This is a genomic window from Agriterribacter sp. (genome assembly GCF_035497235.1).
GTDB lineage: Bacteria > Bacteroidota > Bacteroidia > Chitinophagales > Chitinophagaceae > Agriterribacter.
This window is the reverse complement of record NZ_DATJEB010000028.1, coordinates 66,788-89,819: the sequence shown is the minus strand read 5'-3', so window position 1 is coordinate 89,819 and position 23,032 is coordinate 66,788. Positions and strand designations below refer to the sequence as shown.

The 23,032-nt window shown below is 43.0% G+C and carries 17 protein-coding genes; 5 read left to right on the top strand and 12 right to left on the bottom strand.

Going from position 1 to position 23,032, the window contains the following annotated elements; genetic code table 11:
• From VL121_RS07680 to VL121_RS07660, 5 genes are all read right to left on the bottom strand, one after another.
• Positions 1-3,306: a VCBS repeat-containing protein gene (locus tag VL121_RS07680; protein ID WP_325403851.1), complete on the bottom strand. Its 3,306-nt coding sequence runs from the start codon at positions 3,304-3,306 to the stop codon at positions 1-3.
• A gap of 92 nt (positions 3,307-3,398) precedes the next feature.
• Positions 3,399-4,949 carry a SusD/RagB family nutrient-binding outer membrane lipoprotein gene (locus VL121_RS07675; protein ID WP_325403849.1) on the bottom strand — a complete coding sequence of 517 codons (1,551 nt, stop codon included), beginning with the start codon at positions 4,947-4,949 and terminating at the stop codon, positions 3,399-3,401.
• A gap of 23 nt (positions 4,950-4,972) precedes the next feature.
• A complete protein-coding gene (locus VL121_RS07670; protein WP_325403847.1) occupies positions 4,973-8,305 on the bottom strand; it encodes a SusC/RagA family TonB-linked outer membrane protein in 3,333 nt (1,110 codons plus the stop codon).
• A gap of 209 nt (positions 8,306-8,514) precedes the next feature.
• On the bottom strand, positions 8,515-9,651 hold the full coding sequence (locus VL121_RS07665; RefSeq protein WP_325403845.1) for a FecR family protein: 1,137 nt from the start codon (positions 9,649-9,651) through the stop codon (positions 8,515-8,517).
• 135 nt (positions 9,652-9,786) lie between these two features.
• Positions 9,787-10,353 (bottom strand): RNA polymerase sigma-70 factor, encoded by a 567-nt coding sequence (locus tag VL121_RS07660; protein ID WP_325403843.1) that lies wholly within the window; start codon positions 10,351-10,353, stop codon positions 9,787-9,789.
• A gap of 71 nt (positions 10,354-10,424) precedes the next feature.
• On the opposite strand from VL121_RS07660, the gene VL121_RS07655 reads away from it, so the two are divergent.
• Positions 10,425-10,586, top strand: a complete 162-nt coding sequence (locus VL121_RS07655; protein ID WP_325403841.1) for a hypothetical protein — start codon at positions 10,425-10,427, stop codon at positions 10,584-10,586.
• A 163-nt stretch (positions 10,587-10,749) separates the two neighbouring features.
• Here VL121_RS07655 and VL121_RS07650 read toward each other — a convergent pair whose 3' ends face one another.
• The 5 genes from VL121_RS07650 to VL121_RS07630 all read right to left on the bottom strand — a co-directional run bounded on the left by VL121_RS07650 (position 10,750) and on the right by VL121_RS07630 (position 17,579).
• Positions 10,750-11,820 carry a fatty acid desaturase family protein gene (locus tag VL121_RS07650; RefSeq protein WP_325403839.1) on the bottom strand — a complete coding sequence of 357 codons (1,071 nt, stop codon included), beginning with the start codon at positions 11,818-11,820 and terminating at the stop codon, positions 10,750-10,752.
• A gap of 151 nt (positions 11,821-11,971) precedes the next feature.
• On the bottom strand, positions 11,972-12,667 hold the full coding sequence (locus VL121_RS07645) for a DUF1345 domain-containing protein (RefSeq protein ID WP_325403837.1): 696 nt from the start codon (positions 12,665-12,667) through the stop codon (positions 11,972-11,974).
• Positions 12,668-12,784: 117 nt separating this feature from the next.
• Positions 12,785-14,224: an alpha-L-fucosidase gene (locus VL121_RS07640; RefSeq protein ID WP_325403835.1), complete on the bottom strand. Its 1,440-nt coding sequence runs from the start codon at positions 14,222-14,224 to the stop codon at positions 12,785-12,787.
• 34 nt (positions 14,225-14,258) lie between these two features.
• Positions 14,259-15,713: a glycoside hydrolase family 32 protein gene (locus VL121_RS07635; protein WP_325403833.1), complete on the bottom strand. Its 1,455-nt coding sequence runs from the start codon at positions 15,711-15,713 to the stop codon at positions 14,259-14,261.
• A gap of 117 nt (positions 15,714-15,830) precedes the next feature.
• Complete coding sequence (locus tag VL121_RS07630; RefSeq protein ID WP_325403831.1) at positions 15,831-17,579, bottom strand: DUF4091 domain-containing protein; 1,749 nt, start codon at positions 17,577-17,579, stop codon at positions 15,831-15,833.
• 247 nt (positions 17,580-17,826) lie between these two features.
• On the opposite strand from VL121_RS07630, the gene VL121_RS07625 reads away from it, so the two are divergent.
• The 3 genes from VL121_RS07625 (at position 17,827) to VL121_RS07615 (ending at position 19,673) form a co-directional block, all read left to right on the top strand.
• Positions 17,827-18,840, top strand: a complete 1,014-nt coding sequence (locus tag VL121_RS07625) for a LacI family DNA-binding transcriptional regulator (protein WP_325403829.1) — start codon at positions 17,827-17,829, stop codon at positions 18,838-18,840.
• A 149-nt stretch (positions 18,841-18,989) separates the two neighbouring features.
• Entirely contained in the window at positions 18,990-19,271 is a 282-nt protein-coding gene (locus tag VL121_RS07620) for a hypothetical protein (RefSeq protein ID WP_325403827.1), read from the top strand.
• A gap of 165 nt (positions 19,272-19,436) precedes the next feature.
• Positions 19,437-19,673, top strand: coding sequence for a DUF6496 domain-containing protein (locus VL121_RS07615; RefSeq protein ID WP_325403825.1), 237 nt, complete (start codon positions 19,437-19,439; stop codon positions 19,671-19,673).
• 185 nt (positions 19,674-19,858) lie between these two features.
• Here the strand turns inward: VL121_RS07615 and VL121_RS21825 are convergent, their stop codons facing one another.
• The gene (locus VL121_RS21825; RefSeq protein WP_475364916.1) at positions 19,859-20,191 is read right to left on the bottom strand and encodes a hypothetical protein; all 333 of its coding nucleotides are present in this window, start codon (positions 20,189-20,191) and stop codon (positions 19,859-19,861) included.
• A 308-nt stretch (positions 20,192-20,499) separates the two neighbouring features.
• Here VL121_RS21825 and VL121_RS07610 point away from each other — a divergent pair, with 308 nt between their 5' ends.
• Positions 20,500-21,807, top strand: coding sequence for a PQQ-dependent sugar dehydrogenase (locus VL121_RS07610; RefSeq protein ID WP_325403823.1), 1,308 nt, complete (start codon positions 20,500-20,502; stop codon positions 21,805-21,807).
• 338 nt (positions 21,808-22,145) lie between these two features.
• On the opposite strand, the gene VL121_RS07605 is transcribed toward VL121_RS07610, so the two are convergent.
• On the bottom strand, positions 22,146-23,000 hold the full coding sequence (locus VL121_RS07605; RefSeq protein ID WP_325403821.1) for a copper homeostasis protein CutC: 855 nt from the start codon (positions 22,998-23,000) through the stop codon (positions 22,146-22,148).
• Between the last annotated feature and the right edge of the window lie 32 nt (positions 23,001-23,032).

Genomic DNA, 23,032 nt, shown 5'->3' with positions numbered 1-23,032 from the left:
TTAGTTTTTAATGGTATAACTAATGATAGAATCATTGTTCCTGGCAAACAAATACAAGGTTTCTCCTCCCGCAACAATCTTTTTGATATCTCTCACCTCACCTTTTATAGTAATACCCGAAACAGCCTGGGGCAAATATTCAAACTGGCAATTGCCGCTACCTAAAAAAACGGTTCCATAATTAGCGTCAATCCTCCCTATTTTTATCCGGTTATGGGTCATATTTCCACCAAGTACCAGGTCTTTCTTTCCGTCTTTATTAAAGTCATCAATAATAACTGCATATACCGGTGCATACTGCGCTTCTATGGGAAGTTTGTGTTCTATAAAATTGCCGGAGCCGGTATTTTCCAAAACGATAGAATTAAAACTCCCGGCTTTTAGCGTTACCGCCTTTTGTAACTGCGGCGGAGTTAAGATGCCGGCGATAGTGGCATCCGAATAAGCGGCATAAGTAGTAAACTTACGGCGTAATGAAAATAATTGATTAAGCGCTTCATCACGGCTAACAAAAGGATAGGAAACGCCTTTGTTAAAATAGCAAAGCAATGGATCAATAGCTTCATTGTTATCGAAGTCGCCATATACCATTGTGGCCGGTTCTTTTTCTGTGGGTCTGATCTGGTTGTTGGTGCCATAGTTTCCTGCAATAATATCAATATCGCCATCATTATCAAGGTCATCAGCAACAACGCTATTCCACCAGCCATAAGTTTCGCCTGCCGGAGTTGTTATATTCTTTAACCCGAATATGCCTTTGTTATTTTCAAGTATAGCCAGGGGCATCCACTCGCCGGCTATAACTATATCCATGTACCCGTTGCCGTTATAATCCAATATATCTGCACTGGTAACCATGCCAAAATCCTTCAGAAATGGCGCTACCTCCAATGTGGCATCTGTAAAATACCCTTTGCCATCGTTTATTAAAACCCGGCTTGAAGCAGGAAGCGGGTAGTTACCGGGTATCAGCCTGCCGCCAACAAATAAATCAAGATCGCCATCATTGTCAAGATCAAATGGTTTCACAACGGCATCGCTGCTTTGCTCTTTGGGAAGCCGGTCAGTTGCTTTTGTGAATATACCTTTGTCGTCATTTATATACAGGCGGTCCTGCAGCAAAGGATCGTTTTTTTCAAATAAATCATACCCGCCGCTTACTACATATAAATCAAGATCGCCATCCTTGTCAGTATCAAAAAAAACGGCGTCAAGGTCTTCACATAATTTATCCTGTTCAAAAACGCTGCTGGAAGCGGCCCTGAAATGACCGCCTGGTTGCTGCATAAATAGCTGCGAGGGCTGCCCCGCTGCCCCGCAAACAAATAAGTCCTCCATGCTATCGCCATTAACATCTCCCTTTGCAAGCTTTGGCCCCTGGTAGGACATCATATTGGGCAATAACAACTGCCGTTTAAAATCATTGGCTGTATTCTCCTGGTGCCGGTATCCTTCAAATGCATTTTTTGCAGTAAACAGTGTGGCTCCGGGTTTTAAATTATTATAGTTAAATAGCTGTCCGCCTTTCTGGTACTTTGCTGTTACGATAGTATTTGCCGCAATATTTTTTTGAACCTGGCTGCTGCCATCCGGCCAGATAATGTAAATACTATCAATGATATTATAATTCCCCAGCCCAAAATGAAGGGGCGTATAAGAGCTGGATTGGAAGCCCCGTACCGGCATAAATTCCTGGTATTGTTTTTTGCCATTGGTGTATACCAGCACTTTTGTGCCAATACTATTGGCAGGCGCATTGAAATCGAGTTTTATTTGCAAATAGTTGTTACCGCCGGGTATAGCTGAATTATTTTTATAAATGGATGCTTTATTATTGATATTGTTCGTAATAATTTCAAGATCGCCATCGTTGTCAAGATCTGCATACACGGCTCCGTTAGAAATCAGGGATTGATCCATTCCCCATTCTTTAACCATGTTCTGAAACCCGGACGCCTGCCGGTTTGCAAAAATATAGTGTTGTGGTACAGATGAAGGCATTTGTTTGAGAATATCCATCATCGCGGTTTTTGCCTCTCCCTTTGCGGATTTCAATTTCTGGTCTGCATAAAATTTCATAAAATCCATATTCGTGTAGTCCCGCAAATAGCCGTTGGTCACATACAGGTCTTTCCAGCCATCATTATCAAAATCGGCAAACAACGGGCACCAGCTCCAATCTGTATTGGATATGCCTGCCAACTGTCCGGTTTCACTGAATGTTCCGTTTCCATTATTCAGTTGAAGCATATTGCGCATAAGCTGGTGGTTAAACCCATTGCGCAGCATATTTTCATAGTTCTCATAGTTCTCGGGGCCATATAATAGTTTTTGCCTTTTATTGTCTTCAGGCAGCATATCAAGGGTAAAAATATCCGGCCATATATCATTATTTATATCAGCAATTGCATTACCCATAGAAAAGTAACTGAGGTGATTCATAGCCGCTTCCAATTGCTCGGTAAAGGTTCCGTCACCATTGTTGATATAATAATAGTCCTGCTCTATATAATCATTAGAAACATAAATATCCGGCCAGCCGTCAAGGTTAATATCAGCCACTCCAAGGCCTAAGCCGAATCCTATCGGGTTGCCTTTAATGCCGGCAGCAGCACTAACATCCACATACTTTCCGCCGTCATTACGAAGTAATTTGTCGCCGGCATATTCATCCCGCATTGCTTTTACAAAGGCTGCGTCAAACCGCTTAAAATCCCTGATATTGTGGTTAAGCAAATAGCAATCCAGGTCGCCGTCTTTATCGTAATCAAAAAAGCAGGCCTGTGTGGAATAGGATGGTAAATCGAGGCCGAATTCCTTTGCCCTTTCTGAAAAAGTAAGGTCTTTATTATTAATATACAATTTGTTCCTGCGTTCTTCCGGTCCGCCTTTTCCTGAATAACATACATAAATATCCAGCCAGCCATCGCCATTAATATCTGCCATGGTAACGCCGGTTTTCCAGCCCGTTCCAAAAAAAGGGATTGCTTTTGCGGTAATGTTTTTGAAATGAAGGTTGCCCCTGTTCAAATAAAGGTGGTCTTCTGTTGTATTTCCTGTAAAATAGATATCCGGCAGGCCATCGTTATTAATATCCCCAACCGCCACTCCTCCGCCGTTATAAAAGTATTCATAATTTAAAACATTGTCTTCTTCTGTTTCCCTGATTCGGTTGTTGAATGAAATACCCGTTTCTTTTGATGAAAGCAGGCTAAACTGCCGGGGCTTTTTTGCTAAGGGGGGTTGCCCGGATGATACTATTGCGGGGAGCAGTAGAAAGGCGGTATAGAATGTTCGAAGTACCATAAAACGCAACGATAGTATTTTGGGATTCAGGAACAAAATGAAATTGAAAAGAGGCTTTCACCTCTTTTCAATCTTTTTTCAATTCATTTTTTTTATTGTTTATCCCACCAAACCGGTGTTATCATTTCATCGGCCCCCTGGCGGCTCACTGCCGCATCCACGTTAACTTTGTTGATACCATATTCAGACTGGGGATATTTAAGCCTGCGTGGAATTTTACCACCTGTAACGTTGCCGGGATAATTCACTGGTGTAAGAACCGGGTAACCGGTCCGCCTCCAGTTGGCAAACGCTTCATATTCATTTAAGAAAACCGCTGCCCAGTACTGGGTGTTGATGGCTTCCAGCTTTTGCTCATTGGAGCCTGCCGGAAATGGATTGGCGGTTAAGTACGTTGTAACCTGTGCGTCCGGAATAGTTGGGTTATTTGGATACAGCGCCAGGGCTTTCATAGCGGCTTCCACTCCCTTGTTATAATGCAATGCCGCGTCATCGGTTATCCATCCTCTTACTGCCGCTTCGGCCATCAGTAGTTCTGATTCTGCATAGGTAATAAAAAAGAATGGCGCATCTTCCCGGATGATATTAATACCGGGCTCTGTATAGGTGAGCAGGTTAGCGCCTCCTGAATAACTTTCCAGGCTGGGATAAGCTGTTCCGGAAGAATTGTCCCAACCATTGGGAAGACCTTTTTGATTAGCTGGCGTATTATCTACATTTCCGGCACCGTCCTTATGCAGGTTACCATAAATACTGAGCCGGGGATCTCCTTTTGATTTCATGAAATTAACAAAAGTCAGGCTCAGTTTTACTTCTTGGTTTGCAATTTCACCACGTCTTATAAACGCGTATCCATTTGGATTGAGGTAATTGATAGGATCGTGCTTTGTATAACAAATGTCTGCATTACTTTGCATCACTCCACCGGCTATTGCTTTCTTCACCCATTGTTCCGCTTTTGCGGCATCCACTTTTATCAAACGGAAACCCAGGCGCAGCATGAGGGAATTAGCCAGCTTTTTCCATTTGGTTACATCACCCTGGTAAATTACATCGGCATTGCCAAAGGTAGGTTTAGTGGCATCGAGCGCGGCGGCCGCCTCATCCAGTTCTGCCAGCATTTTATCGTAAATATCCTTTTGGGCATCATATTTTGGAAGAAATACCTGTTCGAGATATCCTTTTCCGGCTTCCGAATAAGGTACATCGCCATATAAATCCGTAACCTTGTGCATAACAAGTACTTTCCATATTTTGGCACAGGCTATATAGTTAGCATTGTTTTCTTCTTTGGCGGCCTTGTCCAGCACATCCTCAATTGCTTTTAAAGGAGAAGTATAGGTAGAGCCGAATAATGCTGAAGATTGCTCTTCATAATACTGGTATTTGTCGCCATCCCATAGTGTTGCCAGGGGCGAAGCCAAATGCTGCACAACGGTAGCGCAAAACCTGAGATTGGCCCTTCTGATTTCATATTCAGAACCTGGCCCCACAGCTATGGCGTTGGTGAATAAATAACCAATGGGTACTACTTCGGGCGATGTTGGGTTGGTATTCACTTCTTCAAAATCTTTAGTACAGGACAACAAAAAAAATCCCGTACCAATTATTAGAAAAAATAGTTTATTATTATACAATTTCATATTATACAAAATTAATTAGGTGATTAAAATTTCACATTCAGGCTAACACCGATACCTCTTGTTTGAGGTACTCCAAACATTTCCAGTCCCTGCGCATTGGTGATATTGTAATTGGATTCGGGATCTACATTATCTGTTTTGCTATAGAGTAATAAAAGATTTCTTGCAATTAAAGAAACATTTACTGCTTTGAATGGAGTGCCGTTCAGCACCCTGGGCGATACATTATACCCGATAGCAATCTGTCGCAGTTTTATAAAACTGGCGTCATAAACAAATTCTTCGGTAATGTTATCTGTTAGATACCTGTAATAATCCTGGGCCTCCAGTTTAACGGTGTTGGGCTGTCCGCTTTCATTTACTCCCTGTCCTACAATGCCTGTTTCCCTGCCGGTAAGTGTGTTTTTATGCAAACCATACGTATAGGCATAGGCATTGGTTGCTGAATAAATTTTATTTCCCCACTTCGCATCTACCAATAGCGAAGCTGAAAAGTTTTTCCAGGAGAAGCTGTTGGTAATACCCAAAGCATACGGTGCAACACCGGTACCAAATGATACCATCTCATCGCTTCTCTTAGGTTTGCCATCAGCTCCAAAAATCGTTTGGCCTTTTACATCTTTTTTATACGTATAGCCTTTTACCTGCGAAAACGGCTTACCTACTTCATGAAATACAAATCCATTAAATGTTCTGCTTACACCTACCTGCAGTGATGTTAAGCCTTCTGCCAGACTAACTACTTCGTTATTGTTGTAAGAGAATACGCCTGTGATATCCCAGCTTAAATTACCCTTTTTGATTACACTTCCGGAAAGCATCAATTCAATACCCTTGTTTTGGATTTCGCCTACGTTAACAACGGCAGAGCCATATCCCGAAGCGGGTGAAATGGTTGTAGACAGGATATCGTTGGTGGTTTTATTGCTATAAAAAGCCAAATCTACCGACAGCCTGCTGTTAAAGAGCCTGGCTTCCAGACCAAATTCATTTTCAGTTTTGGTGAATGGTTTTAGCTTGGAATTGGGAACAAACCCTTGTGCAATACTGGCGGATGGCATTCCCTGGTATGGATTGTTAAGTCCATAGGTAAGATTCAACTGGTAGGGGTCGGTATCTCCGCCAACCTGGGCAAATGCCGCCCTCACTTTGGCAAAGCTTACCCAATCCGGTATCCTTAAAGACTCGGACAGTACATAACTTAATGAAGCGGATGGATAAAAGATATTGTTGCTGCTGACAGGCAATGTGGAAAACCAGTCATTTCTTCCCGTAACGGTCAGGTATAAAAAATCCCTGTAATTAAACTCAGCCGAACCAAACGCAGAATTGATCCTTTTTTCGTACATATCATTTCCTCCCGTTCCTTTATTCTTCACATTACTGTACACATACATGAAAGGAATGTTGAACTGGCTGCCGCCCAGTGACTGGCTATTATTTTTGCGGGTCATCATATTACCCCCTGCAAATGCGCTTACGTGAAAATCATTGCCAAATTGCTTATCATATCCAAGTATCCCTTCTACGTTGAATTCACTGAACCAGGAAGTTGAAACGCCAAGATTTCCGCCGGGGTTGAACAATAAGCCAATCGGATCAATGCCCCAGGTTCTGCGGGAATACATATCGGTACCGGTTTTCACCCTTGCAAACAATGCTTTGGTAAAATTGTATTTCGCTTCTACTGTTCCGATAAAACGGTCTTTATCATCTTTTGAAAAATCCTGTCCTGATACAAAATAAGGGTTCTGAATATAGGGATTGTCCTGCCATTTTGTTTCAAACCTTTCAGCGGTAAATCCTGGCTTCAGTGTTTCAATATCTACTGAAGTAGGAATGATATAAGCCGGATAATTGGGGTTCATGGGAGAGTCCGACAATCGGGCCCTGTTTTTAACACGTTCCCGAACATAGCGGAGATTAGCGCTGAACATAATATTTTTGCCATTCAGCCCACCACTAAATGTAAAAGAGTTACGGCGTAAATCGGAGTTGGGCAGCGGCGATTTACCCAGCAGGTCGGCAACCGAAAAACGAAAATTTGCCAGCTGGGTACCACCGGATATCGCTACAGAATTATTGAGGGTCATGCCATCATTGTAAAATTTTTTAAGGTTATCCTTTTGTGGAGAATAGGGCCGCATTTGTCCGTCCCACTGTATAACACTGGCGCCATCCATTTTAGCGCCCCAGCTCATTCTGCCGAAATCAATTGCTTCGGTGGCGGTTGCAGGCTTGTTGCCCAGGTTGCCCTGCCCATACTCATATTGATAATCGCTCAGGGTTGCCACCAATGGCTTGTCCATAGTATAACTGCTGTTAATTTCTACAGCAACGCCCTTGCCTGCGCTTCCTTTTTTAGTAGTAATGAGGATTACGCCTGCTGAAGACCGGGAGCCGTAAAGGGCCGCAGCAGAAGAGCCTTTTAGCACAGAAATGCTTTCTATATCATCGGCATTGATGCTGGAAATTCCGTCTCCGCCATCGGAGCCGCCCCATTCGCCGGCATTACCAAAATTGCTGTTATCTATGGGGATGCCATCTACCACATACAAAGGCTGGTTGGATCCGGAAATGGAGCTATTACCCCTTATTACAACCCTGCTTGACCCCTGTGGGCCGGAAGCAATGCTGCTGGCATTTACCCCGGCAATTTTACCGGACAATGCGTTGGCAAGATTTGTTTCCCGGACTTTCGTAAACTCATCGCCTTTTAATTCAGAAACGGAATAACCCAGTGCTTTCCTGCTTTTTTTAATGCCAAGCGCCGTTACTACTATCTCATTCAGGTTTTTATCAGAGGCAATCATATTCACTTCAACAAACGTTTTCCCGGCAAGGTTTACTTCCTGCGTTTGCATACCTATAAAAGAAAATACCAGGATGTTCGCATCTTCCTCTATAGTAATGGAGAAAGAGCCATCATCGGATGTAGTAGTAGCTTTTGCAGAGCCTTTTGCCTGCACGGTTACACCTGCAAGCGGTTTGCCACTTTCATCGGTTACCTTACCCGTTATGGCTTTAAGTTGCAGCAGTTCGCTCATTTCTTCGTTAGCAGCAACCGAAAGAACCACCAGGTTATTGGCATTCAGTTTATACACAATGCCCGTGCCCTGCAGTAGCTGTTTCAATACTTTTTCCAAAGTAACTTCCCGCATTTTCAGGGTTACTATTTTATTTTCAATGATGGGGTTGTCGTTGTAAAGAAAACGGTATTCTGATTGCCGTTCAATCAGTTCAAGTACATTTTTCAACCGTTCTTTCTTTACCACTATAGAAAGTGTGTTTTGTGCATGCGCCAGCACAGCCAGGTGCATACAAATTAGGGTGGTAAGAACAAAAGATACTCTCATAAAAAACAACAATTGGGGCGATTGCCAAACCCTTGTTGGTTTGCAGTCGTTTTGAGTTAAATGCATAGCTTTGCAGAATTAGAGTTAATAAATGGGGAACATTGGTCACAGCCTGTTCCCGGTTACTTTAGAGAAAGGGGGGATGTTAGCGCATCTCCCTTTTTGTTTGATAGCCTTACATCATGCAGGATTGGTTTTGGTTTTAAATTTTATTTACTGATAAATACTACTTTGTTTTGAATACTGTAATGGAATGGTACCGTACTTTTCAACGCTTCCAGTGCTTCGGGTAAGGTTTCTTCCATAAAAGAGCCGGTAAACACCAGTTCACTCACCTGGTCGTCTAAAAACTTAATAGTTGTACCATACCTGCGTTCCATATTCCGGGCCAGGCCGCTAAAAGGTTCGGAACGAAAAATTAATTTGTTTTGCAGCCAGGCTATTTCGGCAAAACTGCTGTCAACCGGATCAAATGTCATCTTGCTTAAGGAAATTGTTTCGTTATTCAGGGTAGCCCGGCTGGTATTTGAAGGAGATGCCTGTTTGTTGAACGTTGAATGGTTAACAATGATTTTTTCATTAGGCTGCAGCAAAATTTTCCTTTTAGGATTTTTTTGAGAAACCAGTTCAATAATGCCTGTTAGCAGCGCTGCTTCTATAGTAGAATCTTTAGGGTAGGCTTTCAGATTAAAAGTGGTACCCTTTACCCATATATCAACGCTTCCCGCATGAACTACGAAGGGCATAGCCGGGTTTTTACGAACATCAAAATAAGCCTCGCCTGTTAAGGTTGCTTTTCTTGAGCTGATACCAAATGCTTTATTATAAGTTAGTTTACTGCCTGCATTTAAAACCACGATAGAGCCATCGGGCAAATTGATGGTTGTTTTAGAACCAGCGTCTGTTTTTATTTCATTTACATTATTGTCCGGGTATTGATCAGCCTCCTCCTTTTCCCAGAAAGGAAACCATATGATGCTGACGAAAAGGAGAACGGATGCAAGTACTGCCGCGCCAATTCCCATTCTTTTTCTCCGGTTGGAACGTACGGCATACCCGCCAGGCATATCCACCGGGTTATTATCTTTATTATTGATTTCGATAACCTGGTTTATAACATCAGCACTTCTTCTCTTCATGGCTTCATCTGTAACAGGTTTGAAGAGAAGTTCCCTCAAACCGCCTAACAACTCATTTAACTGGAAGGCGTCCTGGTTCTCATATAATAGCGTTTCCAGCTCATCCAGTTCCTGCAATGAAATTTCGTTATTAAACTTTTTTGTTAAGAGTTCCCAAATCCGGTCAACAGGCATTGTAGTATTGATTCCTTTTATAAAGGAGTGCAAAAAAATGATTTACCCTTAAGCGGCAGGCATATTTATTTAAATATTGAAGATTATCCAAAAATCTTCCGGGAATAGTTTCCCGGCGCCGGAACTTTAAAAAACTTAATGGATAGAGTTGAGCAGTTATCCCGGTTTTTAACGGGCAAATGCAGGAAGTGAAAAAGGAATGGACTGGCTGAGTTTTTTTAGGGCGATACTCATTTGCGCCTCAACGGTTTTGGTTGATATTCCCAGTACTTCTGCTACTTCACGATACTTCAGGTTGTCTTCTTTTACCAGTAAAAAAATAAGCTTGCATTTAGGCGGCAGTTGCCGGATGGCTATATTGATACGGGCTACCATTTCCGAGGAGATCAGCATATCTTCCTGTGTTCTTTCCATTTGCAGGTCAAATTGCGGCAGATCTTCTATACTGGTAGCCGGCGCCTTTATGGATTTAAGATAAGTAATGGCCGCATTCTTAGCGCAAACAAAAAGATATACTTCGGGATTGTCAACAATGTTTAATTTTTTCCTGTTTTGCCAGGTTTGTACAAAAACATCATTGGTTAGCTCTTCCGCCGCTTCATGGTGCCCGGTAATAGAAGAAATAAGCCGGAACAAACCGGGAAAAAAGTGAGCATGCAAGCGCATGAATGCAGGCTGATCGTCCGATTCATATAAGCGCTGAAAAAGATACCGGGTATTCTCCTTGGTTTCCATATAGCAGTTGAAATGAATAAAATGTTTTGGCGATACTGTAATAGCTTATTACAAAATGATCTTATGCAAATATGAGTGTTTTTTTAAAAAAAGATAGCTGCTACGTAAATAGCGCAAACGATTGCGGCAAAATAGGACAATCGTTTGCATATGTTGTTAACCCGCATGGCAGGGCTGTTATTACAGGTGTGCATGCTTATAGTGATGTGATAACCAGGAATGCTGATCTTTGAAAATGTGTTGAAGTGTATCAACCCGGGTTGTTAGCACCGCCTGCCAGGCCTTTGGGCAGTGATTAAAGCGAAGAGAGATTCCGCGTATTGACAATAGCCTTAGGTAGCTTTAGCCTGCTTTTTTGCTTAGTATGCAAAATTAATATACCATACCAGGCTGGTACTACTTTTTACCTAATGCTTTAATAAAACGGAAGTGGGAAATAACCGCTTTTCCCATGGTAGGTATACTGTTATAAGGCAAGTTAAAAGCGGCGCATTTTTCCTGTACAATCCTGCTTAAAGCCGGGTAGTGCACATGGCTGATGCGGGGAAACAGGTGATGTTCTATCTGGTAATTCAATCCACCGGCAAACCATGAAACGATTTTATTACCGGGCGAAAAGTTTGCCGTGGTTTTTACCTGGTGTACGGCCCATTCATTTTCTATTATTTTGGTTTCATCCATACCTGCAACTTCAAATTCGGTTTCTTCTACCACATGCGCTAACTGGAATACAATGGCGAGTACAAATCCAAGACCTATATGCATGCTTAAGAAAAATACCAGCCAGCCCTGCCAGCCCATCAACAAAACAGGTAAAACAATATAAAATAATACATACATCACTTTGCTGAACCAAAAAACGAAATGATCGTTTCCTGACATTTTACTTAATACCGTGGTGTTTACCCTGCGTTTGAAATATTTTTCAAAATCCTGGAAGAGTATCCATAACAATGAACTTACGGCATATAAGAATGGGGTGTACAGGTGCTGAATTCTGTGCATGGGCTTCCATACCTGCGTTCTGCACATGCGTATAAACGGACTTTTGGCAATATCGTCATCCACGCCATCCACATTGGTATACGTATGGTGGATGATATTATGTTTTTGTTTCCATATAAAATTATTGCCGCCAAGGGCATTGATGGAAAGCCCCAGCGTATTGTTTACCCATTTTTTGCTGGAATAGCTTCCGTGGTTGGCATCGTGCATTACATTAAATCCTATGCAGGCCATTAAAAAGCCTAATGCTCCACCCAGAACGATGGTTAGTATTACCGGCATGGAAACAAAAAGCAGAACAATATATATAGCAACGGCTGCAGGTATGAGGGTTAGCGTTTTAGTATATAGCAGCCAGTTGCCTGTTTTCCTCAGGTTTCTCTGTTTAAAATAATCGTCTACAGATGCTTTAAGCGATGAAAAGAATGCGGCATTTTTGTTATTGAATAATACTTTGGACATTAATTTGTTTGTGTTTTTATTTTGCGCAATGGCATGAAGATATGTTAAATATATGCAGGAACAAGCGATAATATTGCCAATCTTGTCATAATCTTAACCGCCGGAAGCGTGTTAAAGCGGATATGCCGGGTAAACTCCAAACCTGTGTTGCTCATCCTCCCAGTCCTGCTATAATATTAATGGTAAGCGCCACTATAACCGTATTATAGGCAAACGCGATCAGGCCGTGCCACAGGGCCCATCGCCTTATTTTTTTGGATGTTACCGAAACGTCCGATACCTGGAAGGTCATACCCAGTACAAAGGAAAAATAGGCAAAGTCAAGAAAATCCGGTTTGTCGTCTTCCGGGAAATCCATTCCGCCGGCATGTGTTTGCGGATGCGATGCATGATTGCTGTAATACAGATGGGCGTACCGTACGGCAAAAACCGTATGTACCAGCGCCCATGATAAAATCATTGCTGCTATAGCAATGGGTAAATGCAGTTCTTTTACACCCTGATCCTGCTTTTTGGCGGTAAGCAATAATATTACCGCCAGCATGCTTGCGAAAGTTGAAATAAGAATGATGGAAAAAATAATAGCACGGCTTGTATCCTCCTTAGCGGCCTGTTTACGTATATGCAATTGTGGTGTAGTGAAAAAGGAATGCCAGTAAAACAACAGCAGCAAAAGGCAAAAACCATCCCATCCCAGCATTATATGCGATAGTCCGGCCAAATGTGTATGCGGAAAAGGGATCAGCCACGATATGCCCGTTGCTATACCGGCGCAGATCATTATTTTATAAATAACATGCAACCGGTTAAACCACGAAAGATTTTCTTTGCCCGCGGTATTGCTCATGGTACTGTTTTTAAATAAGGATGCTTAATACTACTGCCTGGTTAGCTGCAGGGGACTCAGGTTGCAGGGTATTCCTTGTAACTGGGCCCTGTAACCTGCAACTGTATCTTTTACGTCTCACTTCTCTACCAACTGGCCGGGTATCCGGTAAGCGGCAATATCACTTATTAAAGCATTCCCTTTGGTATCTTCAATTACAATGTCAACCGAGGTTACGGCAGTAGCATCAAAAGTAAGTAACCGCTTATGCCCGATGGTTGTACCCTCAATGGTTTTAACGGTTTCTTCTCCGTTCTTCAGCAGGCATTTGAATTGTTTTATACTTTGTCCCAAAGCGATGTATTCTTTCAGCAAAATACAATTAATGGTTTCCTCTTTACCGGGATCAATTGTAATAATGTTTTTATCGCCCCCGGTATTAATATAAGTTGCATTAAAGCCATTGTTGAAATTTGTTGTAACCGGCTCGCCGGCGGCATTTGTATAGCGGACGCGTATGTTTTTGAAAAGATTATCAGCGAAGCTTTCATCGCGGTATTTTTTAAATCCTGCCAGCGCTGCTGAATCATTAGGGTGTATCAGCCCTCTTCTGTCCGGGGGAACATTTAATAAAAAAGAGGAGCCGCGGCCAACCGATTTAAGGTACAGATCAAATAGTTGCTCCGGTGTTTTTACTTTATCATCTTCTTCGGCATGATAAAACCATCCCGGGCGGATACTCACATCACATTCCGCAGGAATCCAGTTTTTGCCATTCACGTTGCCCTGGTTTAAGGTATCCTGCGATGGAGCGCCTGACCCTCTTGTAAACCCGGCGGTATCTAAAAGGTTCCAGTTGGTTTTACCCGCTATGCCGCTTTCATTACCTACCCAGCGAATATCGGGGCCGATATCACTAAACACTACCGCGTCCGGCGCCAGCTTTTTAATTTCTTTTTCAAACCGGGCAAAATCATATACCTGTTTTTTCCCGTTGGGGCCTTCACCATTGGCGCCATCCCACCAAAACTCAAATAATGGACCGTACTGTGTTGTTACCTCAGCCATGGTATTTACATACACGTCATTATACTCAGGTGTGCCATATTGCGGATGGTTACGATCCCACGGAGAAAGGTATATGCCAAACAATAAGCCGTTGGCCTTGCAGGCTTCGGATAATGCTTTCAACACATCGCCTTTGCCATGCTCCCATTTGCTTTCCCGCACGGTATGTTTTGAATATTGGCTTGGCCACAAACAAAAGCCATCGTGGTGCTTGGCAGTTAAAATAATTCCTTTGGCGCCCGATTGTTTTGCCACACGGGCCCATTGGTTACAGTCAAGCGCTGTAGGATTGAACGCATCTGCAGGCTCATCCCCAAGCCCCCATTCCTTATTGGTGAAGGTGTTGGGACCAAAATGAATGAACCAGTAAAATTCCAGGTCGTGCCAGGCAAGTTGTTTTGCGGTAGGAACGGGGCCAATCGCTTCAGGCGCTTTTTCCGGCTTTGGCACTGTATTACAGAACGTACCAAAGAAGGCACACATGCTGGCAATAAAAAAGATCTTTTTCATGTTTGTGTATTCAGGTAAATATTGATGATGACCATTATTTCTGCCAGGCAGATTTTAGTTTATATATTTCCATACTTTCCACTTTCACATTTCCGCCTTCACAGAAAAATTCCAGGTCATTAAAAGTGTATACAGGAATAAAGCAACCGGATAACGATATTTTGCCGCCATTGGCAAACACTTCTAAGGAAGCCCTGTCTGCCAGTATGCGTAATTCAATTTTTCCATTCACGGGTTCAAGGTCAACGGTCTTTCCCAGGACGCTTAATTTTTTATTCCTGGCATCATAACGCACAGGGGTACCGCTTGTTTCATAACTGCCTTTACGGATTACAAAACCAAATGATCCGGCCGTGCCAGGTTCTATTACTGCATGTATATCCAATGCATCTCCTTTTACTGCAGATAATATATTGGAGCCGGGTTGCACCATCTTGTTTGTGATGACGAATTTTTCCCCGTAAATGTTTTTTATTTCCGTCACAGGGTTCCTGCATACCCGTAAACCTTCCGGAAATCTTTTTAAAGTAAGCACACAGGGAAAAGCCATCTGCTGGTTAAACGGAGCGTCAGGATAAATGCCGCCGTTCATCCATCCGATTTGTATCCTCCTGCCATCTGCAGCGGGAATATCACTATAGGATTGAGCGGCGTAAAAATTATTGCCCAGATCCATCTTTATCTTTTCCGTTTCGGGTATAAAAGTGCTGCCATCAAAGCTGCCAATAAAATAACCGCCGTCTGCCCCATGCAGTACCCATTTTTTTTCTGCAGGATTATCATCAACGGCCAGTTCAAAAAGGTCGGGGCATTCATACATTCCTTTGATAAAACTTTTCTGTTCCCATTGCAGCAGGTTGGCAGAATTGTATATGGCGATTCCTCTTTCCTGCTGATCTTTATCGGGGCCGATATACAAAACCATAACCCATTTTTTTGCCGGCTCATGCCAGAAAACTTTGGGATCGCGTTCATCCATCGTTCCGTTTTTCATAACCGGTATCACGGGGGTGGGGTAGGGTTGCCAGGTTTTGCCTGCATCGTTACTGTACACGACCCGCTGGCCGCAATGCATCGCGGTATATATGGCTACAATCGTTTTTTCATTGCCTTTTTGTAATCCCGAAGTATTATTCCGGTCTACCACTGCGCTTCCCGAAAACGCGGGGCATTTATAATGGTCGGGTGTGCCTTCTAACGGGTAAATGGCCAATGGCCGGTGTTTCCAGTGCAGCAGGTTATTGCTTACGGCATGCCCCCAGTGCATATTGCCCCAGCCTTTGCCATAAGGGTTGTGCTGGTAAAAAAGATGGTATTCGCCTTTGTAATATACCAGTCCGTTCGGATCGTTCAGCCAGTTTTTTTCTGCCGTGAAATGAAATTGCGGCCGGTAAGGTTCATTATAATAAGACACATTTTTTTGGGCAAAGCCAGGAATACCCGACAATGTTGCAGCAACGGCAAAAAGAAACAGGAATGAGTGACGCATAAATTTCCTCTGGTATGTTAAGAAAATGAGTATCGAATACAGATGAAAGATAAGGCTATTTCTTTTTTCTGTTAACAGGCGTGCTGGTTTTATTCCGGTTATTTTGTAGTTCAGTTGTTATTCATTCAATATTTTCTTCGCCTGCTGCACCATAGCTTCTGCCGGGATTGTTTTTAGTTTTTCAATTGAGAATTGCTGTAAAACTTCGTCTAATTTTTTTAACGATTGTGTATCGCCTTTTGCCGTAAATGCTTTTTGCAGCAGTTTTATCTTTTCAAAATCCTGAACGCCTTCAATGAGTTTTTCAAAACGGATAGAGGTGCGTGGTCCGGGATACACCTGGTAGGTATCGCCTGCCGGCCAGCTACGGAAACGCGAATCCCTGAGCGGGTGTGCCACCCAACTGTTATATGCCCAGCGGAGATAACCGGTAAAGCCTTTTGCCGCCGCATACCAGCCAAGCCATACGTGTTCGGCAGGAGGGGAGAAGGTGAAGCCGTTGGGATAATTTTCGGTGCAGCAGGTGTAATACGTGCTGGGCTTACCCTGGGCTAAGCGTTCTTTTAATACCGCTTCGCTAAATTGCAGATTAGACGCCAGGCAATAGTCATAAATGTCTTTTTCTATTTCGGGATGATAGTTGCCCGCAAGCGCTATCTTCCACCCGGGGTCAATACTTTTAAGCAGGGCTATCACTACCTGCATATCTTTCATGGGGCGTTCATCCATAGCGATAGTGGTAATATCAAACCAGCCTTTTTGTTTTAAGTGCTGAGTGAAATCCTTCAGCATGCCTGTCCAGTGCGTGGTATATTCAACCGAGCCAATAGGCGCCTTAAGCATGGTGTCTTTGCCGGCCGCTTCATCAAAATAACGGAATGATAAAGCCCAGGGCACCATTGTATAGCAGTTGATACGTTTGTTAATGCCGCAGCCCATTACAAAAGCAACATATTTATCAAACAGGCTGTAATCGTATACCCATGATCCGTCTTTGCGTTTTGTCCATTTAATCAGGCCGGGAAAATCGTCATAGGTTTGATGTCCCCAGGGTTCGTCCATAATGCTTGCCGTAATATTTTTTTGACCTGCGCCGGCTAATAAGGTGTAATAGGGCTTCATCAGTTCAAAGTGCTTATCACTCCATAATGGCACATCGTGCACGCTTGCTATTGCGGCGGGATGTTGCCAGAGGTCCAGGTCAAATGTCCATTTTTCCGGCGGTGGTAATATGCGGTCAATTACTTTAACGGTATAATATAACGTGTAACTCTTATCTGCTTTAATGCTGATGCTTCCTTTGTAGTTTCCTGCAGCCGCTTCCTGCGGAACCTGAATGCTCAGCCATATGGGCTGAACCGTATTTGCTTTAACCGGAATGGAAGATATAATATCTATGGCATCTGCCACCAGCGAGGAATCGAAATCGCCCGGTTTGCGGTAACCGCACCCGCCGGCAAATTCATCTGTAATTACATAGCGGATAAAGCCGGCTTTGATGTTTTCTGCCGGAATAACCAGACCTTTTGAACTTTCCAGTGTACTGAGCGAAAAGCTAACCTGTTCTACAGGCTTAGTGGACCATACCAGCAATTGGGTATGCACTTTTTCTCCTTTCCATGCCGTAGCGCTCCAGTTTTGCTGAACGGTTGTAAACGGAATTTTTTCTTTGGCATACCGCATATTGCTATTGGCAAAGCTTACCGTTACCGCCTGCCGCAGGGTTTTCCAGCCTTCATCCGGCGGTGAAAGCGGAATTACCGCTTCTGTAAAATAACTGTTGCCGTTGCTGCTGTAGCTTTTATCCTGCCCAAAAAGCAGGAGGACGCAGAACGCTGCCGGTAATATCATTAACCATTTTTTCATACTTGTACATTTGAGACAGGCTAAAACTACAGGAATAAAACGAAAAGAAGCGGGGCAAACGATTGCATGATTTGGGAGGGGAAGGTATGAGGTATTGGTGAGTGGTAAGTGGTAAGGTGTAAGCGGGGAAAAGAAGTATTCAGCCCATCACCTGTAATATTCAACTGATTGCTGATAGCTCACACCTGAAACCTTACACCCATTTGTTTTTGATACCCAAAAATATGCTGTTATCTTAGAGGCTTGTATGGAGAAGAAGGTACCTACTATAAAAGAGATCGCGAAAAAGCTCAATATTTCCGTTTCAACCGTTTCAAGAGCTTTGCATAATCATCCCAGCATAGGGCTGCGTACCAAGATGCAGGTGCAGAAGCTGGCAGCGGAAATGCATTATGAGCCTAACCAAACGGCTATCCAGTTTAAGCAGGGCAAAACGTTCACGCTCGGACTTATTCTTCCCAACCTGCGCGAAGAATATTTTTCTTCTGCTATAAGCGGTGTAGAGGATACCGCTTTTAAAAGCAATTACAATGTACTGATCGGGCAATCGCACGACCTGCTGGACAGGGAACAGCAAATTGTAGAAACCATGCGTAAGCACCGGGTTGACGGGGTGCTGGTTTCTATTTCAAAACAAACGACCAGCATCGAACATTTTGAACAGTTAGACAAGTACAATATACCTGTTGTTTTTTTTGACCGGGTACCCAATGTACCCAATATTCATTCGGTATGGTGCAGTTTGTATTACAGTACAGTTGAAGCCGTAGAGTTTTTGTTCGGCAGGGGGCATCAGCGGGTAGGTTATATACAGGGGCCTTTATCTTTAAATATTAAGAACGAAAGACTGGAGGGATATTACGAAGCGCATAAAAAGAAAAAGATACCCGTCAATGAATCACTGATCGTAACTACCGATCTTTCCAAAGAAAGTACGGAGCGGGCAATAGAAAAATTATTGTCACTTAAGAACCGGCCAACGGCCATACTGGCTTTTAACGATAATGTTGCGCTGGATACTATTCAATACGCTAAAAAGAAAAAGCTGAAGATCAATAAAGATATCAGCGTGGTAAGCTATGCTAACTGGCCCATCATCAGTTATCTTGATTTTCCTCCTATAGCTTCTGTAGAACAATTTCCTTATGAGCAGGGCAGCAGGGCAACGGAATTATTATTTAAGCTACTCCATACCAAATCTCCCGAAGGCGCTTTGCCGTATGAAAATATTGTGCTGAAAAGCGAACTGATCGTGCATTGATCTTTCCCCGCCTGCCGGATGTGTCAATCGCCGGAATGATGTGCATCCTTTCCAGAATTATGTAACAGCAACGCCATATTATGGATTGAATTTTGCGTGAAATATAGTCAGCGTCCGCAGTACTATGTATATGCTGTAAAAAAACTCGTATGAAGAATCTTCTTTTTTTAGCGGGATTACTCGCTTCAGCCGGTACCAACGTGCAGCATGAACATCACATGCCTTTGTTAACGAACCGGAACCCCTGCATGCAAATAAGAATGTTAACAGAACTACGCCTTCCGCCATATCCATTTTGCCATCGGCTAAAAAATGGATGGGTTAACGCAACATTAGATGAAACAATATACGGGCATGACGCTATCTTCCCGGTGCATGCTTTTATCGCCGGCGTTAATTACGATTTGCTGTACATTAATAAAATTACCTAGCCGGCAGCACACAGTTTACGGTATATAAAACGGATAAGAAGCTGTATGATCTGTACGGCAGATATCCTATGGCTTTTGAAATTTATTTGCGTTTATACCCTGGCTTAATGAAAATGTAATCTGGCACGGTAATTATATTATTTATTGTCAATAAATAATATAATTATGGCAAAGTATTCCAAAAAAGCACAGAAAAAAGTAGCAAGCGCTATGCATGAAATGAAGGAGGGGAAATTAGTAAGCGGTAAAAGTGGGAAAAAGGTTACCAATCCTAAACAGGCTGTTGCAATAGGACTTTCGGAAGCCCGTGAAGAAGGAGCCAAAGTGCCGAAGAAGGAACCTGCCACTAAAAACGCGGCAAAGAAAAAGAAAGCCACCGGAAGTAAAACAACAAAGAAGTAAGGCAGTGTTTTATTTTCCATAGCAGGTAACAGGTAAAATCTTCGCATCTGCGGCATTTTCATTTTAGCATAATAAATAACTTTTGCGTTTGGAAGTTGATCTGTGTACGTATATAAATTACCTGCCGTTTTTTTCAGGCTGTAGTATTCAGCGGTTAAATTCAAAAAAGTGAGCTGAGCTGTTTTTCATCCCAAGGAGCCTGTCCACTCAAAATCCGTTTTTAAAATTATACCGGGAAACAGCCCCCGGAATGTCTTTTCCAGTGCTTTTGCTTTTTGAGGTAATGCAGCATCGCGGGTCAGAGCTGATTTATCATCATCTTTACCGCCCACAACAATGCGGTTGTTTTTTGTAGTGCGGCAATATAAATAAGGTATTTTGGTTTCCCAGATAAGGCAGTTCTTATGCAATAGCCCGGACCTGTTAAGCGGTTCACTAATGATGGCATCAGTGAAATGCAATTGCTGAACTGTTTTGGAAATATATTGCTGGGATTCATAGCCGCACGCAATTACCAGGTATTTGGCATAAAACTTTTTTTATCTGTTGTAGTAAGTATTACCTTATTGTTTTAAATAAAAAAACCTGCTGTTCCGGACAGCGATGACTGGTTGTTGTGCAGACCCCTGGATGTGGGATATGCGGTTATTGCATCTGTGGTGTTAAGTGTACAATATGTACAATGTATTGCCCATTAAATATAGCGATTCCTGTTCAGCAGATATATGTGCTTAGGTATGCAGGTTGCAATAGCCGCTTTTTGTCTTTTTATTCAGATAAGGCATGAATTTTAATAGTTATGCATTATGTATTAAGCGGATCGCGTATGCAAACTATATATTACTTCCTGTATTTTTTCCTGGTTACCGGGTGTGCTGTGGCGAAGCAACAAAAACTTGTGAACGGAACATTGCCGGTAAGCCAGGCAGACTCGCTTCCTGAACCATTTGCCACTAAATCGGCAATGCATTTCAGTAATGTGGTAGGATGGGGGAACTCAGAAATGCCTGCGGCGCCGGAAGGATTTATAGTAAGCCGGTATGCAAGTGGACTGCGGAACCCGCGATGGATGTATGTGTTACCCAACGGCGATGTACTGGTTGCAGAGTCCAATACGGAGCACGGACTGGTGGAGAAAGCGGGCGCTGTAATTATTGGCGCCAGTAAATCGAACGATATGCGAAAAAGCGCTAACCGCATTACCATTTTAAGGGATACAAATAAAGATGGCAAGCCTGATGTACAGGAAGTTTTTCTAAGCGGATTGAACCAGCCCTTTGGCATGCTGTTGCTAAAAAATAAATTGTATGTAGCTAATACAGATGCCCTGTGGATGTTTCCTTATGAAAAAGATGCATTGAAAATAACGGGAGAAGGGAAAAAAATAATTGATTTGCCGGCAGGGAAAAACAACCGGCACTGGACAAGAAATATTATTACCAACAGCAAAAAAGATAAAATTTATATCGCTATCGGTTCCGGCAGCAATGTGGCAGAAAATGGGCTGGAAAATGAAAAAGACAGGGCAAGGATATGGGAAATCAATCCCGATGGGTCTGAGCTTAAAGTATATGCAAGCGGGCTGCGCAACCCGGTGGGTATGGACTGGGCGCCAGGCACACAAACATTATGGACTGCAGTTAATGAAAGAGATGAATTGGGTGATGACCTGGTACCCGATTATATAACAAGTGTAAAAAGAAATGGATTTTACGGCTGGCCGTATGCTTATTTCGGACAACATATTGATCCCCGCATTGAAGCCAAAGATCAGCAGCCCGAATTGGTGAAAAAAACCATAGTGCCGGATGTGGCCCTGGGGTCTCATAGTGCATCGTTGGGACTGCTTTTTTATACCGGCAAACAATTTCCGTCAAAATACAGGAACGGTGGTTTTATTGTGCAGCATGGTTCATGGAACCGGTCGGTATTGGCTGGCTACAAAGTAATTTTTATACCTTTTGAGAACGGAAAACCAGCCGGTAAGGAAGAAGATTTTCTTACCGGCTTTATTATAGAGCCCAATGGGAAAAAAGTGCATGGCCGCCCGGTAGGTCTGGCTATGCTGCAGGATGGTTCGCTGCTGGTTACCGATGATACAAGTGATATGATATGGAGAGTGAGTGCTGAATAAAAATAAAATAGCCAAGAACCAAATAACAAAAAACAAGTAAATCCGAATGCTAAAGATCGAAACTCGAAATGAATACAGAATCTGAAGCAGCGGCCGGTACCCGATGCAAGAAGGTTCAGACCACAGCAGGAGATGCAAAGCGTCAAATCACAAAACACAAGAAGCAAAAAAAATCAAATAGCAAATTTCAATCCGAACCGGAATTTCGAAAGAGGCTCTCAGCAATCGGCTATGATTTGTCACCAGGAAGGAGTATTCATCCTATCATTTGTATTTATTTTTTGCTGATAGCTGAACGCTGACAGCCGATAGCTCATACCTGAAAATTTAATCTCAAATCAGTCCAAAGTCTGTAATGCCATTATCATTCCCTTCACCTCCTCTGTATCCAGTTCAGTAGTTTGCAGGCTTTCGTTCATGGAAGCGTTGAAATATTCCATTTTTGAGTTAGCTGCTTTTCTTGCCGAGGAATGAAATTCTATAGCCCCTGTTTGCCGGGCTAAAGCAACAATATTTTCTGATCTTACCCCCGAACCCGGCATAATGATGATGCGTTCATTGGCCTGCCGTACAAGATGCGCGATGGTTTCCGCGCCTTCCGGCGCTGTGGGTTTCAGTCCGCTGGTAAGGATTCTTTCACATCCGCAGATTATTATATCTTCCAGCGCTTCAAAAGGATTGGCTACCCGGTCAAATGCCCGGTGAAAAGTAACACCAAGCGGGTAAGCGGCCTCCGCTAATATGGCGGTGTGCTTTTTATCAATGCTTCCATCGGCCTGTAATAAACCAATTACCACACCATCGCAGCCCAGCGCTTTACAAAGCAATACATCTCTTTTCATGATCTCAAATTCCTCGTTGCTGTATAAAAAATCTCCGCCACGCGGGCGAATGATAGGATAAAGCAGGAGCGATGATTTTTCCCTGGCGGTTTTAATCATGCCATAGCCGGGAGTGGTACCGCCTTCTGCCGGGTTATCGCATAGCTCAATGCGGTGTGCGCCCGACCGTTCCGCCAGCAAAACAGCATTTATAGTAAAAGCGATTACTTCGAGTGTATACATCATCATGGGAATTGTGCATGGAAACAGGCAGGGCAACCTTGCTGCTTGTACCGTGCTTTTGAGCCCGAAAGATAGTAAATCCTCCGCTGACCCATAGTTTCGCAAAGCAAACGATTGTGCTAATTTCAAGATAATGCTTTTTATTCACACAAATTGGGGAT